The following is a 14,879-nucleotide window of genomic DNA, read 5'->3' as shown; positions in this document are numbered from 1 at the left end:
AAGTAGGGTGCCGCGTATGACCGCTTCTCCTGATCATGTCGACAGCAGGGAAGACCTGGTTGCCTTCTTCCGTGTCCTCCGCCGGAGCCACACCGAGGAGGGTCACTCGTGGGAGAACGCGGATCTCAGGAGTTTCTTGGAGGCGCTGGCCGCATGGATCGATGACGCGGACGGCTGGTACGCCAATGTCGCTCGCGATCTGCCTGCCGACGGTGACTGGAGCTTCTTCGCACAGGCGCTACGAGCTGCGACCAACTACGAGTAAGTACGAGTAGCACGAGGCTCGCGGCAGACGGGCGCGTCGGACGCCCGCGCCCGTGACGAACCGGGCCGCGGGGATCGCCGGGGCAGGGGGCATGCTCGTGCGCTTGGATGCGTCGGTGGAGGGGTTCGGTCAGGGGCTGGGGGGCGTGGTCAGGGCCTCGATCAATTGGCGGGCTCGGGTCTGTTCGGTCAGGAGGGTTTCGAGGAGGGGGCCCGTGCCCGGGTCGGGCCAGGGTTCGTCGGTGGGGGTGGGGGTGGGTGGGGTGGTGGCGGCGTCGAGGTACTGCTTGAGGGGGCGGGCGTCGGGGGACAGGGGGATGCGGGCGGTGGTCAGGGCCTGGTGGACCTTGGCGTGGTCGAGGCCCAGGCGGGCCAGGCGTTCGCCGCCCGCGTAGCGGAGGTCGGGGGTGGGGGCGTTCTCGCGGGTGAGGTGCGGGTGGCGGAGCGCTACCTCGTGGGTGGCCAGGATCGCCAGGAGGAGGTGTTCCGTGCCGAGGGTGCGGCTGCCCAGGCGGCGCGCCTGCTCATGGGTCTCCAAGGCGGCCCACCAGGTGGGCCTCGACGCCCAGTTGACGCCGGAGGCCTTGACCAGCCACCGCTTCCAGAAGGGCAGGTGGCGGTAGTGGGCGCGGCCGAGGAGCATGTCGCGGGTGGGGTGCAGGAGAGGGGGCAGGTCGTCCTCGCGGGCGGTCCGGTCGGCCTGGCCTCCGCTCACGTCCCGTGCGGCTGCGTCCCCGGAGTCGGCCGCGACCCCGTCCAGGTGGGCTCGTACGGCCTCGGGTGTGATGCCGCAGGCCGCCAGCAGTTCCACCGCGTGGTTGTCCTCGGCCAGCAGCGCGCGCAGCAGGTGGACCGTGCCGAACTTCTCCGCCCCCTCCTGGTGCGCCTGCCGCATCGCCGTGGTCAGCGCCCTGGCCGCGGCGCCCGTGAAGCGGTCGCTGCCGTCCTCCCCCAGGACGTCCCGGGTGGCGACGCTCGTCCCGGTGTCGTCGGTGCCGCTCCATGCGGCGTCCCGGTCCCTCCTGTCCCGCAGCACCGCCAACAGCGCGGTGCGGGTGGCCCCTTCGTGCTCCAGCGCCTCGCGCGCGGGCCCCTTGGACATGGTGATGCCGGCCAGCAGATGCTCCGTGCCGATGTCGCCCCCGTCGGCCGCCCGCGCGCCCCGGGCGCCGCCCAGGGCTCCCACGGTGTTCCAGTCGGGCTCCTTGATCGCTTCCATGAGGACAGGTTTCCGGAACGGGGGCACACACCGCATCGCTCCGCAGGGGGAACCCCTTCTGCCTCTCAGGTTGCACTCGGCGGGACCCGGTCGTACGCGGCCGACCGCACGCGACCGCCGCCCCCTCTCACGCCGTCCGCCTTCGTCCTCCTCCCTCGCCCCTCCCCCCGCCGCCTCCTCCTCCGCGCCACCATCACGATCCAGCCACACACTCTCCAAAAAAATGCTCGCGTACGGGATGATTCATCCTTCAACTGCACCATCGTGGGGGGACCATGAGCCACGACATCACGCCACCACCACCGCCACCGCCACCGCCGCCACCCATGCCGGGTTACGGGCCGCCCGTCCCGCCCCAGCCGCCGAAGCCGCCGGGCCGGAACCGGACCAACCTGGTCATCGTCGGCTGTGCCGTCGCCGTCGTCGCGAGTGTCATCGGAACGGGCATCGTGGTGACGAACGACGGCGACGGGACCGCCTCGCCCGCGCCGACGGTCACCGTCACGAAGACGGTCGCGGCCGAGGACGCCGACACCACCGGTGACGACAGCGGTGAAGAGGCCGAGGACTCGTCCGGTGACGTGAGCGACACCTCGTCCGACGACGACGGCGTCTTCGCTCTGGACGACACCGTCGTCTACGACAGCGACGTCGAGGTCACCCTCTCCGGGTTCGAGCGCGGGGTGTCGAACGACTACGCGGCGCCCGAGAACACCCCGTACGCGAAGTTCACGATCAAGGTCGTCAACGGGTCGGACGCCACCGTCGACGCCAACGAGATGACGGTCGACTGCGCCTACGGCGACGAGGGCAAGGAGGGAGAGGCGATCTACGACGACGGGCTCGACGGGCTCCCCGAGACCCGTATCCTCGCGGGACGCTCCCTCACCGTTCCGTGGGCCTGCGAACTTCCCAAGGACGAAACGTTCCTCCAGGTCGAGGTCTCCCCCGACTACGACTCCGAGGAGGCGGTCTTCACCGGCGAGGTGAAGAAGTAAGGGACGGGCACACTGGAGAGCAGTGCGTCGATCGACAGCCCCGGGAAGGATCAGATGTTCATCATCTTCGGCACCAAGGGATACCTGTACCAGCTCGCGATACTGACGCTGGTCTGCGGGCAGTGCGGGAACCCCGCCGCGCACACGCTCAGGAAGCGGGTCACGAAGTTCACGCTGTTCTTCGTGCCGCTGTTCCCGTTCTCGACCAAGTACCAGACGCAGTGCACCTTCTGCGGCGCCGAGCAGAAGATCGACGCCGAGCAGGCCGAACGGCTGCAGCAGCAGAACGCCGGCACCCACGGGGGCCAGCCCCACGGCCAGCCTCAGCAGCAGCCGTACCAGTCATGAAGCCGTGACAGCCGTGACCGCATGGACGGTCATGAGAACGGGCTGAGCCCTCCCGCTGTGGGGAAGCTGTGAGTTCGCTGATTCTCATTCTTCCCTCAGTACTCGCTCAGCGTCGCCCCAGAAGCGGCCTCGACAGTCGCTGCCATGAACGAAATGAACGCGGGAGGCGTCCGGCAGCGCTCGGTCGAGATCGTGGTGCCGGTCCACAACGAGGCGCACGTCCTCGCCGGCGGCATCGGCCGTCTCCACGCATACCTCGAGGCGTCCTTCCCGTTCCGGTTCCCGTTCCAGTTCGGGATCACGATCGGCGACAACGCGAGCACGGACGCCACCCGGGAGTCGGCCCGCGCCCTGGCCGAACGGCTCCCCCACGTCCACACCGTCCGGCTGGAGCGGAAGGGGCGGGGGCCGAGGCGCGCCCCGCACATCGAGGGCACCGCCTGGTTCTTCGACACCGACAGCCGGGTCGACATCGTCCGTACCGCCGTCGACGACCTCAAGGGCATGGAGTACGCGTCATGACGACCCTCGCCCCGCCGCCCGCCACCGGGCGGGACCGTGGCCCGAGGCATCGGGCCGAAGCTCCTTCCGACGGACGCCCCGAAGCCGGCGGTGGTCTCGCCGTCCGGGCACGCCGGCTGTTCACCGGCGCACCGGACGACCCCCGCTGGGCGCGCCCGGCCCTGTGGGCGATCCTCGTGCTCGCCACGGCGCTGTACGCCTGGAACCTGTCCTCGATCACCGGCAACACCTTCTACAACGCGGCCGTCTACAGCGGCACGAAGAGCTGGAAGGCGTTCTTCTTCGGCGCGCTGGACTCGGGCAGCTTCATCACCGTCGACAAGCCGCCGTTCGCGCTGTGGGTGATGGGGTTGTCGGCCCGGGTGTTCGGCTACGGCACCTGGCAGATGCTGCTGCCGATGGTCGCGGTGGGCGTCGGGTCCGTGGCGGTGCTGTACCGCATGGTCAAGCGGGACTTCGGGGCGGTCGCGGGCACGGTCGCCGCGCTCGCGCTCGCCCTGACGCCCATCACGGTCGCCATCACCCGGGACACCAACCCCGACCCCGTCCTCGTGTTCCTGATGCTGCTCGGTGCCGCGGCGCTCACGAAAGCCGTCCGCACCGGCCGGCTGATGCCGCTCGTCTGGTCCGGCGTCGCGATCGGGTTCGCCTTCAACACGAAGATGATGCAGGCGTACGTCGTCCTGCCGGTCTTCTTCCTGGTCTACCTGTGGGCGGCGAACGCCTCGCTCGGCCGCCGTATCCGCAACCTGGCCGTCGGCACGGTCGCGCTGGTCGTGTCGAGCGCCTGGTGGATGGTGGTCGTGGATCTGATCCCCGCCTCCTCCCGCCCGTACATCGGCGGTTCGACCGACAACACGGTCTGGGACCTGGTCATCGGCTACAACGGCTTCGGCCGGATCTTCGGCGCGAGTTCGTCGGTGGGCTCGCAGGGCAACGGGGCGAGCTTCGGCGGCGACGCGGGCGTCTACCGGATGTTCAACGAGATCATGGGCGGCCAGATCTCCTGGCTGATCCCGTTCGCGGTCGTCGCGCTGGTGGGCGGTCTGGTGCTGCGGGGGCGTGCTCCGCGTACGGACGGCAAGCGGGCGGCCCTGATGCTCTGGGGCGGCTGGTTCGTCCTGCACTACCTGACCTTCGCCCTCGCCGAGGGCACCTTCCACCCGTACTACGTCACCGCCATGGCCCCCGGGATCGCGGCCCTCGCCGGTGCGGGCGGGGTCATGCTGTACGGCGCCTTCAAAGAGCGGCCGGTCGTGAAGTGGGGGTGGGTGCTGCCCCTGGCGGTGGCGGTCAGCGCGGTCTGGGCGGTCGTGCTGCTGCAGCGGGTCTCCGGGTCCGGCACGCTCTACACGGTCGCGCAGGTGGTGGCCGGTGTCGCCGGTGCGGTCGCCGTGATCGGGCTGCTCGTCGGACGGTTCATGCGGCGCCGCAAGCTGGTCGGGCTGGCGTCGCTCGCGGCGGTCGTCGCGCTGCTGGCCGGGCCCGCGGCGTACTCGGTCTCGGCCGCCACCACAGCCTCGACCAACGGCACCAACCCGACGGCCGGTCCCAGCACCGGGGGCGGCATGGGTGGGGGCGGTACGGGCGGGGGTGAGCGGCCGAGCGGGGACGCCCCGAGCGGGAACGCGCCCGGCGGTACGGGCAACTCGGCTTCCGGCAACTCAAGTTCGACTTCCAGCGGCTCCGCCAGCCGTCAGGCCGACGGCGATGGCGGTACGGACGATGGCGGTACGGACGGTGGCGGAATGGGCGGCGGCGGAATGGGCGGCGGCTCGCAGGTCTCGTCCGAGATGATCACGTATCTGAAGAAGAACCAGGACGGCGCGACCTGGCTGGTGGCGGTGGCCACCGACCAGACGGCTTCCTCGATCATCCTGGAGTCCGGTCAGCCCGTGATCTCCATGGGCGGCTGGTCCGGCAGCGACGAGGCCATGACCCTCGCCAGGCTCAAGGAACTGGTGAAGGCGGGCGAGCTCCACTACATCGTCGTCGGCGACAGTGACAGCGGCCGGGGCGGCGGCGGCAGCACCGCCGCCTCCGAGATCGCCGAGTGGGTCAAGGCGAACGGCAGCGCCGTGAGCGACTACAGCGACAGCGGGCTGTACCGGCTGGACGCGTCGGACGTCAGCTGATCACCAGCCTCCCTCTCCCCCTGTCCGGGGTCGGCGCGGCAGACGGGGGGAGGTGGGGTGGAGGGGCGGGGGTGTCATCCAGGTGGCCGCGGCCGAGGCGGCGGCCACCAGGATGCTGATGTGCTCGGCGAAGTCGGGCCCGGGGAGGGGGAGTTCGAAGTCCGGGTTGTCGACGTAGCCGAGGGCCACGGCCTCCGGGACGTAGTGCATGACCGCGTCGACGAGTTCGGTGCGGCGGGGCGGAGTGGCGCGGTCGAGGTGGGAGAGGGCGCGCAGGACCGTGGGGAAGCTGGCGTCGTACGCGGTGGGGATGCCCGGGTCCGGGACGGCCATCAGGGGTTCGGGGGCGGGGCGGGTGGCGATGTTCGTCTGCTCGCGCCACCACGCCGCCGCCTCCGTGTCGCCGAGGATCAGATGGTGGAGGTAGAGGCAGTACGAGGCGAGGTCGTCGCCCGCGCCGGCCGCGTACTGCCACCAGGAGCGGGCGCTGTCCTCGGCGTCGGCGAGCTGGAGGATGCAGCCGAGGACGCGGGCGCCGGGCGGCTCCGGCAGGTGCTCGGTGACGAAGTCCTGGAGGGACTCGGGGGTGATGTGGGCCAGGACCGTCTCGCACAGGGTGCGCAGATCGCGGGCCGCCATCGTGCTCGTACGGTGCCGGGCCGCCGTCGTGCCCGTACGGTCCGGGTGGCCGGCCGGCGGCAGCGGCAGCGGGGAGTCCGGGCGGCGGGCGCCGGGGACGACGTCGTGCGGGACGTGCGGCGCGTCGAGGAGCAGGGCGCGGGCGAGGAGTTGGTCCAGCGGGCCGGTCGGGGTCATCGGGGTCATCGGCGGGGTCGGGATCATCGCGGGGTCTCTCCCAGGTCGTTCTCGGGGTGGAGAGGTGGGGTCGGAGGGGCGGCTGCGGCGGTGGCTGTAGCGGTATCGGTAGCTGTAGCTGTAGCTGTGGTGAGAGCTGTGGACAGTGTCTTGCGGGCGTAGCGGTCGGCGGTGTGGACCGAGGCGATCGGGACGCCGAGGACGTCGGCGACGGCGGCGTGGTCCATGCCGCGCAGATAGGTGAGGACCATGACGTCCAGCTGATGGGCGGGCAGTCGGCTGATGGCCTTGAACAGGCCCATCGACTCCTCGATCTGCGCGAACCGCGCCGCGGGCGTGGACACCAGGCTCAGGGCGACGGTGTCGAAGGCGGTGCGGGCCAGTTCGGGGCAGCCGTCCGTGTGACAGGCGCGGGCCATCACGCTCCGGCGCAGCACCGACCACGCGAACGGCACCACGTCCGCGCTGGCCAGCGCCTCGTCCCAGCGGAACCACAGCACGTCGAACGTCTCCGCGACCACCTCGCGCGCCTCCGCCTCGCTCACGAAGAGGCGGGCGTAGGCGAGATAGGGGGCGCGGTTGAGTTCGGTGAACGCCTGGTGCTCCAGCGGGGGGGACGGCCGCGCCGGCCCACAGGCCCGCACCGGGGTGCCGGTCCGGGCCCCGGTCCTGACCAGGGGGGTGCGGCGGGCGGCTCTGGTGGTTCTGGTGGTTCTGATGGTTCTGGATGCAGCCGTCTATCCAGTCCGGCTTCTTCCGCGCCTCCAGCGCGGCGGCCATCCACAGCCGCCGCATCGGCCAGGTGGGTACGTCGAGGACGTCCAGGAGGCCGTAGGTGATCTCCCAGCGCGGGTAACGGCCCGTGCCGCGCAGCAGTTCGGAGATCTTCGACTTGGCCCAGCCCGAACGGTCGCTCAGCTCACCGATCGTCAGCCCGCTGGCCAGGAACCGGCTGCGCAGGGGCTCCAGCCAGGCCCGGTGCGCCCGGCCCACGCCCTCGGCTATCGGCCCCAGCTTCCGGCCCGGCTTGCCCGCCGGCGCGCCCCCACCGGGCCGCCGCGACAGGGACGGCGGGGTCACCCGGCGCGCTCCTCGTCATCCGGTACGCGTACGGGTTGCTCGGCCGTGGCCGTCGTGGCCGCCGCAGTGGTCGTGATCGCCGTCGTGGTCATCGACGTCACGACCTGTTCCGCGCTGAGCACGAGCGCGGGGACCGCGGCGGCTGCCGCGGCCGTCTCGCCGACGGCGACGAGCACCACGCTCCACCCGAGAACCGTCAACAACACCACGACGGATAAGAGTTGCCTTCTGGACATCGGTACCTTCCGAGACACACACGTACGTACATGCATACGTTCAGCCGGACGTCAGCATGGCGGGCCCGGTCCCCCGCACGCCATGGCATCGGTGAATCGCGGAACAATGCGACACCCGTACGACAGCGCGCAAGGACCGGGCGGGAGCCGGGCGGCGGGGCGGCGGGGCGGCGGGGCGGGACGGCTCGCCGGGGGCTTGTGCACGAGGGGCCGGTGGGCCGCCGACTCCCCCAAGAACCGGGGGAAAGAACTACCCGCCCACCCACCCTCCCTGGCCAGGAGGGGCGCGTCACCCGTCCGGGTGACCGGCTTGCAGGCGTGGGAGGCAGGCGGTTACGTTCGCCGCGACAACCGAAGACAGATACGGCCCCCGGCCGGGACTGGCATCCCGATCGAGGGCCTGACCAACCAGGAAGAAAGCACCTTCCCGATGGCTGAATCGCAGTCTAACGCGCGCCTGCGCGCCGACGCCGGAGCTCCGACCTCCGGTGTGATCCATGTACGCACCCGGCTGACGGCCGACTTCACCGTGCTCTCCAACGCCCTCGCGCAGCGGCGCGGCAGCGCGGTCACGGTCGGGGTCGCGGCCTACATCTCCTCGCTGCCCACCGGCACTTGCGTGAGCATCGCCGCCCTGTGCGCGCACTTCGACGAGGGCGAGATCCGCATCTCGCGGGCGCTGAGGGAGCTGGAAGCGGCCGGATACCTGGAACGCCGCCGTGAGCGCACGACCACCGGTCAGGTCCGCACCCGTACGTACTTCCACGACATCCCCGGCATCGCCCCCGAACCGACCCCCGACCCGGACGGAACCCCCGAACCACCCAGGCCGCCCAGGCCGCGTGGGCCCCGGCGGCAGCCCGCCCCCTCCCCCGCGACCGCGACCGCGCGGCGGGAGACGACGCGGGAGGAGCCGCGCGCGCGGGCCGAGGCCGAGACACCCCTCCCGCTCACCGACGCCGACCCCCGAGCCGTCGCCGTCCTCGCCCGCCTTCGCCACATCGACCCCCGCCTCGTCCTCTCCGAACGGGAGGCCGCCCGCCTCGCCCCGGCCGTCGGCCGGTGGCTCGCGGCGGGCCTGCTGCCCACGCACATCACCGACCACCTCACCACAGGGCTCCCGGACCACCTCCTGGTCCGCCCGGCCGGCATCCTCGCCTACCGCCTCAAGGAGACGCCGCTGCCCGCCTCCTTCAGCAGCACCACACCACCCCCGACAGGCCCGGCCCCCACGACCATGCGCAACTGCGACGGCTGCGACCGGGGCTTCCGCTCGACGGACCAGAGCCACTGCCGCGACTGCCGCCAGGACGCCCAGCGACACCTCCCGGACGCGGCCTGAGTCCAGCGCTCCGCTCAACTCGTCCGAAACACTACTCAGTTGGCATGCGACTCGTCGGCACGCTCGGAGAAGTCCGGGCGGATCGAGTCCTGCATCGATTCCTGTGATGAGTCCTGTGACGTGCGGCCCGGCCTCTCGTCGCCTCGGCCCGCCGCCCACAACCCCAGCGTCACCGTCATCGACGCGCCCGCCATCGCGGTCATCGCCGTGGCCGGTGACGTCAGTTGGGCCAAGCCGCCTGCCAGGGCCGCGCTCAGGCCCTGCATCGTGAGCATGCCGGAGGAGTGCAACCCGAGCGCCTGGCCGGTGAGTTCGGGTGGGGTTCGGGCGAGGAGGTGGTGTTGCTGGATCAGGCTCGCGCCGAAGCCGATGGAGGCGAGGGTGGCGCAGGCCGCCGTGATCGGGGTCGGTGGGGTGAGGGCGAAGAGGAGGTAGGGGGCGGCCAGGAGCAGAAGGAGGGGGGTGGCCAGGCGGTCGCGGGTGTGGGGCGGGAGGAGGCGGCCCACCGTCACGTCGCCGATCAGCATGCCGAGCGCCGCGCAGGCGAAGAGGAGGCCCGCGCGGTCGGGGGCGTACGCGATGAACAGGGACTCGCAGCCGACGACCAGACCGTTGGGGACCCACAGGCCCAGGTAGAGGCGGCGGCGCGGGGCCGACGACCAGAGACGGGCGTTGGTGCGCCAGGTCTCGGCGACGGACGGGCGGCCGGTGGCGCGCGGGGCGCGGCGGGTCAGGCCCAGGGCCGTGCACAGGGCCGCCGACGCGTACAGGGCCGCCGACACCAGCAGCGTGATCGACGGGGAGAGCAGTGCCACCAGGGCGCCGCCGGTCGCGTAACCGGTGATCTGGGTGAGGCCGTGCAGCATGTTGAAGACCGAGCGGCCGAGCAGATAGCCGTCCTTCGGGAGGATCTCGTTCAGCAGGCCCCAGCGGACCCCGCCGCCCAGGGAGGCGACCAGGCCCTGGGCGGCGATCACCGCGAAGACCGTCCACAGCGGCAGGCCGGGCAGCGCGAGGCACGCCGTGCTCGCCGCGAAGACGAGGGCCAGACCCGTCGTCGTCGCCCTCGGCGGGAGGCGGTCCGCCGCCGAGAGCAGGGTCGTGGCGCCGACCACCTGGGCCAGGGACGGGCCGAACATGCTGAGGGCGGAGAGGAGCGGGGAGCCGGTCGCGGCGTAGACGGAGGTGCCGAGCGCCAGGCCGCCGATCGTGGAGGCGGCGACCTGGAGGGCCGAGGAGAGGAAGAGAGGGGTGAACTCCCGTGTACGGAAGAGGTCTTGGTAGCTACGCATGGACAAGACCCTCCGGTCCGGCGCACGCCCGCCGTAATGTTTCGCACACAGGCGAAAGCCCCGCCGGAGCCGGGGGGGGTGGGACGGGAGGTGCCCGCATGGGCTGGTGGCAGGTCAACGCCGACACGCTCGCCGGGAGCCGGTTCGTCGTCTCGCCGCTCGCGGAGACGTTCGCGAGCCTGAAGACGCTGCACGCGGGGGCGGGCGTCCATCCCGGGGAGCAGGCCTGGCTGGCGGCCCATCTGCCCGCCTATCGCAAGGAGTTGGCCCGCGATCCCGTCACCGCGTCGCTCGTCCGCGCCGGGCTCGGCAAGGAGTGGATCGCCGACTTCCTCACGCCCACACCGCACGAGGACGAGACCCTCGCCGACGAGATCGCCCGCGTCCGGGCCACCGACCCCGCCGCCGCCCGCGCCCACCTCGCCCTGTCCGTGCGCGGCCCCGTACCCGCCGACCTGTGCCGGGACGACCTGCCGGGCCGCGCGGCCGACCTCCTGACGTATGTGTGGGAGGAGACCGTACGGCCGTACTGGGAGCGGCGGCGACGGGTGCTGGAGGCCGATGTGCTCGCCCGGACCGCGCGGCTCGGGCAGGGCGGCTGGGCGGCGGTGCTGGACGCGATGCGGCCGGGGATGCGGTGGCTCGGCGACAACCGGCTGCAGGTCAATCTGCACGAGTACCCGCCGCGTGAGATCTCCGGGGCGCGGCTGGTCTTCGTGCCGGTCACTCCGCAGCGGACGGGGTGGGTGGCGTGGGAGGAGGGGGAGCGGTACGCCGTCGTCTACCCCTGCTCGGGCGTCCTCGCCGACGGGAACGGCATGGATACGACCCCCACGCCCGCCGCCCTCCGCCGCCTCCTCGGTGACAGCCGTGCCCGGATCCTCGTCCTCCTCGACTCCCCGATGAGCACGACACAGCTGTGCGCGGTGACCGGGCAGGCCCTCGGTTCCGTCGGGCGGCAGCTGCGGGTGCTGCTGGACGCCGGGCTGGTCCGGCGGGGGCGGGCGGGCCGCTCGGTGCTGTATGTGCGGACGGCGGAGGGGGAGGTGCTGGTGCGGGCCGCTCCGCACCCTCGCGGGGGCGAAAATCCTTCCGGAGATAGCATCCGTTTATGACTACAGACAACGCCACCCCCTCCGTCCTCGACGTGGAGATCGGCGCCCTGAAGGGCGGCTCCGCGGACCTCGCGCAGTACGCCGGCCAGGCCGTTCTCGTCGTGAACGTGGCCTCCAAGTGCGGCCTCACCCCCCAGTACACCGGTCTTGAGGCGCTGCAGGCCCGCTACGCCGCGCAGGGCTTCACCGTGCTCGGCGTGCCGTGCAACCAGTTCCTCGGGCAGGAGCCGGGTTCGGCCGAGGAGATCGCGGAGTTCTGCTCGGCGACGTACGGCGTCACCTTCCCGCTGACGGAGAAGGTCGAGGTCAACGGAGAGGGCCGGCACACGCTGTACGAGCGGCTCGTGGACCACGCGGACGCCGAGGGCCACACCGGCGACATCCGCTGGAACTTCGAGAAGTTCCTGATCGGCCGTGACGGCTCGGTCGTCGCCCGCTTCTCCCCGCAGACCGAGCCCGGGTCGGCGGAGCTGGTCGCCGCCGTGGAGAAGGCCATCGGCTGACGCCCGCCGGGGCCTGCCGCAGGGCCACCGTTGACCTTGCCCCTGGGGCAAGGGGCACCGTCCCTCTCGCCGGGCGGAAGGCGCCCGGTGACGGAGGATGACCCGGTGACCCCCCTGGACATGGACGACGATCTGCTCACCATCGGTGCCTTCGCCGCCCGCGCGCGGCTGTCGGCGAAGGCGCTGCGGCTGTACGACCGGCTGGGACTGCTCCCGCCGGCGTACGTCGACGAGGCGAACGGCTACCGGTACTACCGGGCCGAGCAGTCCGGACGTGCCCGTCTGGTGGCCCTGTTGCGGCAGCTCGACATGCCCCTCGCGCGGATCGCCGAGATCGTGGACCTCGGCGAGCGGGACGGCGCCGGGGCGGCCGAGGCGCTGGCCGCGTACTGGGCCGGGGCCGAGGAGCGGTTCGCGTCCCAGCGGACCCTGGTCGCCTACCTCCGTGGACGGTTGACGCATACGGAGTCAGGCATGGAAGAGACGTACGGGACTTTCGCCGTCGAAACGGTCGATGTCGCCCCCCAGGTGCTGCTGACCCAGTCACGGCACACCCTCGCCGACGAGCTGCCGGCGTGGATCGGGGCGTCGCTGGGGCGGCTGGAGGAGGGGGCGGCGGCCTGCGGCGGGACCACCGGCGCGCCGTTCGTCGTGTACCACTCCGAGGTCTCCATGGAGAGCGACGGGCCCGCCGAGGCGTGTGTGCCGGTGGCCGACGAGGGCGCCGCGCGGGCGTGGGCGGCGGAGCACGGGCGGGCCTGGGAGACGAGGGTGCGTGTGGAGCCGGCGGGACGGCTCGTGTACACCCGGATCAGCAAGGCGCAGGTGGCACATCCGCAGATCCTCGCGGCGTTCGAGGCGGTCGAGCGGTGGATCGCCGGGCGGGGCCTGGAGGTCACCGGCCCGTGCCGCGAGATCTACTTCGCGGACTGGGACGCGGCGGGTCCCGAGGACCCGGTGTGCGACGTGGCGTTCCCGGTCGCATCCTGAGCGGTGTGATGCGCGCACCGGCACGGCCGTAGGGGTTTCCCTACGGCCGTGCCGGATCGCACGGCTGCTGTCGGCCAACTGTCAGCGGGTGATTAGCGTCTACACCAACAAACGAGGAACACCCGCCCGCACGAGTCGAAACGGAACGGACGAGCCGCAGTGGCCTTTGCCGAGCTGACCCCACGACGACCGGTCTCGCGTGCGGACAAACCGTCGCCGTCGCGCGAGCCGTGGCGGCAGCGCCACCGGGTCCCTCTCACGGCCGCCCTGTGCGCCCTGCCGCTGTATTTCGTGTGGTGGGCGGTCTTCGCGACCGGCGGCGGCGACCTGGCGGCCCAGGTGGCGTGGGCGGAGTTCGCGAAGACGTACCCGGACTCCGCGGTCAACCTGTTCTGGTACGGGGGGCTGCACGCGGCGAACTACAGCGTGCTCTCGCCGTATCTGATGGCGGCGCTCGGCGTCGTCCCCGTGACGCTGGTGTCGGGGCTCTCCGCGTCCTGGCTGGCCGGCGCGGTCGTCACTCGTACGGGTGTACGTGCGCCGGTGCCGGTCGCGCTGGCGGCGACGTTCTCGCTGTGGTGCCAGGTGGTGTCGGGCCGCTCCACGTTCATGCTGGGCACGGCCTTCGCGATGGGCGCCCTGCTGGCGGTGCTGAGCGGGCGCGGCCGGCGGCAGCTCGCGGCGGCGGCGGTGTGCGCGACGCTGTCCACGCTGGGGAGCCCCGTCTCCGGGCTGTTCCTCCTCGTGGTCGGCGCCGCGTATCTGCTGTGCCGTGAGTGGGGCCGGGCGGCGGCGCTGATCGCGCCGCCGGTGACCGTGGTCGCCGTGACCACGCTGCTGTTCCCCTTCGAGGGCGAGCAGCCCATGGCGTTCAGCCGGATATGGCCGCCGGTCGTGCTGTGCGCGGTGGTGGTGCTGGTCGCGCCGAGCGCCTGGCGGGTGCTCCGCCTGAGCGCCGCGATCTACGCGCTCGGCGTGGTCCTCTGCTACCTCATCCCCACCCCCATCGGCACGAACGTCGAACGCCTCCTGGAGCTGGCGGGCCCGGCGGCGGCCCTGGCGATCTGTCTGTACCGGGGCGAGGCGCGTACGGCCGAGGACCGGCTCCCGCTGTCCTGGTTCACGCCCCGGCGGCGGACGGTGGCCGGCGCGGTGGCCCTGGTGCTGTCCGTGACCTGGCTCACCGGCAAGACGACCGCCGACATCGTCACCAACACCAAGGTCCCCGAGTGGGCGGTGAAGACCGACGGGGTGGTGAAGGAGCTGAAGCGGCTGGGCGCGTGGAAGACCCGCGTCGAGGTGGTCCCGGCCCGCGACCACCGGGAGGCCGCCATCCTCGCGCCGTACATCAACATGGCGCGCGGCTGGAACCGTCAGGCCGACGTCGAGCGCGGCCGGCTCTTCTACGAGGGCCACGGCGGGACCGAGGTGCCCGAGGGCGCGTTCACGCCGTCCGCGTACAAGGCGTGGCTGTCGCAGTGGGCGGTCGGCTTCGTCGTCCTCGTCAACGGCGAGCCGGACGGGCCCGCCGAGCTGGAGCACGCGCTGGTGACCAGCGGGCCGGACTATCTGGAGCCGCTCTGGCAGGACGCCAACTGGAAGATCTACCGGGTGAAGAACGCGACCCCGCTGGTCGACCGGCCGGCCACCGTCGTCAGCGCGGACGGCGCCAACCTCGTCGTCCACATGCCGAAGGCCGGCGAGGTCACCGTCCGGGTCGCCTACTCCCCCTGGCTCTGGGCCGACAACGGCTGCCTCACCGCCGACCGCGAGTCCGACGGCGACCTCACGGAGTTCACCCGCCTGACCGTGCACGAGCCGGGGAACGTCCGGATCAGCTCCCAGTACGGCGGGCCGTCCCGGCAGACGGCCCTGGAGTGCGAGAAGGAGGCGGACGAGAAGGCAGAGCGGGGGAACGGGGCAGAGGAGTAACGGGGAGACGAGGCGAGGAAAGAGGCGGGAAAAGAGGCTGGGAACAAGCCCCGCACACGTCACGGCGCCCCTTCCGACCCTGCGGTC

General features: G+C 72.0%; 15 protein-coding genes. 10 read left to right on the top strand and 5 right to left on the bottom strand.

Annotated elements, in window-relative coordinates:
• Nucleotides 1–16 precede the first annotated feature (16 nt).
• Entirely contained in the window at nt 17–265 is a 249-nt protein-coding gene (locus tag J8M51_RS42465) for a DUF7660 family protein (protein ID WP_086759561.1), read from the top strand.
• A 129-nt stretch (nt 266–394) separates the two neighbouring features.
• Here J8M51_RS42465 and J8M51_RS42460 read toward each other — a convergent pair whose 3' ends face one another.
• A complete protein-coding gene (locus J8M51_RS42460) occupies nt 395–1,483 on the bottom strand; it encodes a Clp protease N-terminal domain-containing protein (RefSeq protein WP_267300025.1) in 1,089 nt (362 codons plus the stop codon).
• Between the two features lie 275 nt (nt 1,484–1,758).
• Between J8M51_RS42460 and J8M51_RS42455 the strand changes: the two genes are divergently transcribed.
• The 4 genes from J8M51_RS42455 (at nt 1,759) to J8M51_RS42440 (ending at nt 5,486) form a co-directional block, all read left to right on the top strand.
• Nucleotides 1,759–2,481 carry a hypothetical protein gene (locus J8M51_RS42455; protein WP_267300024.1) on the top strand — a complete coding sequence of 241 codons (723 nt, stop codon included), beginning with the start codon at nt 1,759–1,761 and terminating at the stop codon, nt 2,479–2,481.
• A 54-nt stretch (nt 2,482–2,535) separates the two neighbouring features.
• Nucleotides 2,536–2,829: a zinc-ribbon domain-containing protein gene (locus tag J8M51_RS42450; protein WP_086763585.1), complete on the top strand. Its 294-nt coding sequence runs from the start codon at nt 2,536–2,538 to the stop codon at nt 2,827–2,829.
• Between the two features lie 144 nt (nt 2,830–2,973).
• A complete protein-coding gene (locus J8M51_RS42445; protein ID WP_086763587.1) occupies nt 2,974–3,351 on the top strand; it encodes a glycosyltransferase in 378 nt (125 codons plus the stop codon).
• Entirely contained in the window at nt 3,348–5,486 is a 2,139-nt protein-coding gene (locus J8M51_RS42440) for an ArnT family glycosyltransferase (protein ID WP_267300023.1), read from the top strand. Before J8M51_RS42445 ends, J8M51_RS42440 begins: the two co-directional genes overlap by 4 nt.
• Here J8M51_RS42440 and J8M51_RS42435 read toward each other — a convergent pair whose 3' ends face one another.
• From J8M51_RS42435 to J8M51_RS42425, 3 genes are all read right to left on the bottom strand, one after another.
• Nucleotides 5,487–6,329 (bottom strand): hypothetical protein, encoded by an 843-nt coding sequence (locus J8M51_RS42435; RefSeq protein WP_216591562.1) that lies wholly within the window; start codon nt 6,327–6,329, stop codon nt 5,487–5,489. It lies immediately after the preceding gene.
• On the bottom strand, nt 6,326–6,946 hold the full coding sequence (locus J8M51_RS42430; RefSeq protein ID WP_179203000.1) for a sigma-70 family RNA polymerase sigma factor: 621 nt from the start codon (nt 6,944–6,946) through the stop codon (nt 6,326–6,328). The genes J8M51_RS42435 and J8M51_RS42430 overlap by 4 nt, the downstream gene beginning before the upstream one ends.
• Before the next feature lie 432 nt (nt 6,947–7,378).
• Nucleotides 7,379–7,618 carry a hypothetical protein gene (locus J8M51_RS42425; RefSeq protein WP_086754766.1) on the bottom strand — a complete coding sequence of 80 codons (240 nt, stop codon included), beginning with the start codon at nt 7,616–7,618 and terminating at the stop codon, nt 7,379–7,381.
• 430 nt (nt 7,619–8,048) lie between these two features.
• On the opposite strand from J8M51_RS42425, the gene J8M51_RS42420 reads away from it, so the two are divergent.
• Entirely contained in the window at nt 8,049–8,960 is a 912-nt protein-coding gene (locus J8M51_RS42420; protein ID WP_267300022.1) for a hypothetical protein, read from the top strand.
• 35 nt (nt 8,961–8,995) lie between these two features.
• Here the strand turns inward: J8M51_RS42420 and J8M51_RS42415 are convergent, their stop codons facing one another.
• Nucleotides 8,996–10,252, bottom strand: coding sequence for an MFS transporter (locus J8M51_RS42415; protein WP_267300021.1), 1,257 nt, complete (start codon nt 10,250–10,252; stop codon nt 8,996–8,998).
• Between the two features lie 98 nt (nt 10,253–10,350).
• Between J8M51_RS42415 and J8M51_RS42410 the strand changes: the two genes are divergently transcribed.
• From J8M51_RS42410 to J8M51_RS42395, 4 genes are all read left to right on the top strand, one after another.
• Complete coding sequence (locus tag J8M51_RS42410) at nt 10,351–11,367, top strand: ArsR/SmtB family transcription factor (protein ID WP_267300020.1); 1,017 nt, start codon at nt 10,351–10,353, stop codon at nt 11,365–11,367.
• Nucleotides 11,364–11,870 (top strand): glutathione peroxidase, encoded by a 507-nt coding sequence (locus J8M51_RS42405; protein ID WP_236067926.1) that lies wholly within the window; start codon nt 11,364–11,366, stop codon nt 11,868–11,870. The genes J8M51_RS42410 and J8M51_RS42405 overlap by 4 nt, the downstream gene beginning before the upstream one ends.
• A 120-nt stretch (nt 11,871–11,990) precedes the next feature.
• Entirely contained in the window at nt 11,991–12,860 is an 870-nt protein-coding gene (locus J8M51_RS42400; RefSeq protein WP_216590827.1) for a MerR family transcriptional regulator, read from the top strand.
• A 159-nt stretch (nt 12,861–13,019) separates the two neighbouring features.
• A complete protein-coding gene (locus J8M51_RS42395; protein WP_398857994.1) occupies nt 13,020–14,792 on the top strand; it encodes a hypothetical protein in 1,773 nt (590 codons plus the stop codon).
• Nucleotides 14,793–14,879 lie beyond the last annotated feature (87 nt).

Origin of the sequence: Streptomyces griseiscabiei (assembly GCF_020010925.1) — a bacterium.
GTDB classification, from domain to species: Bacteria; Actinomycetota; Actinomycetes; order Streptomycetales; family Streptomycetaceae; genus Streptomyces; species Streptomyces griseiscabiei.
The sequence above is the reverse complement of the archived record's forward strand: the minus strand, read 5'-3'. Positions and strand labels throughout refer to the sequence as shown.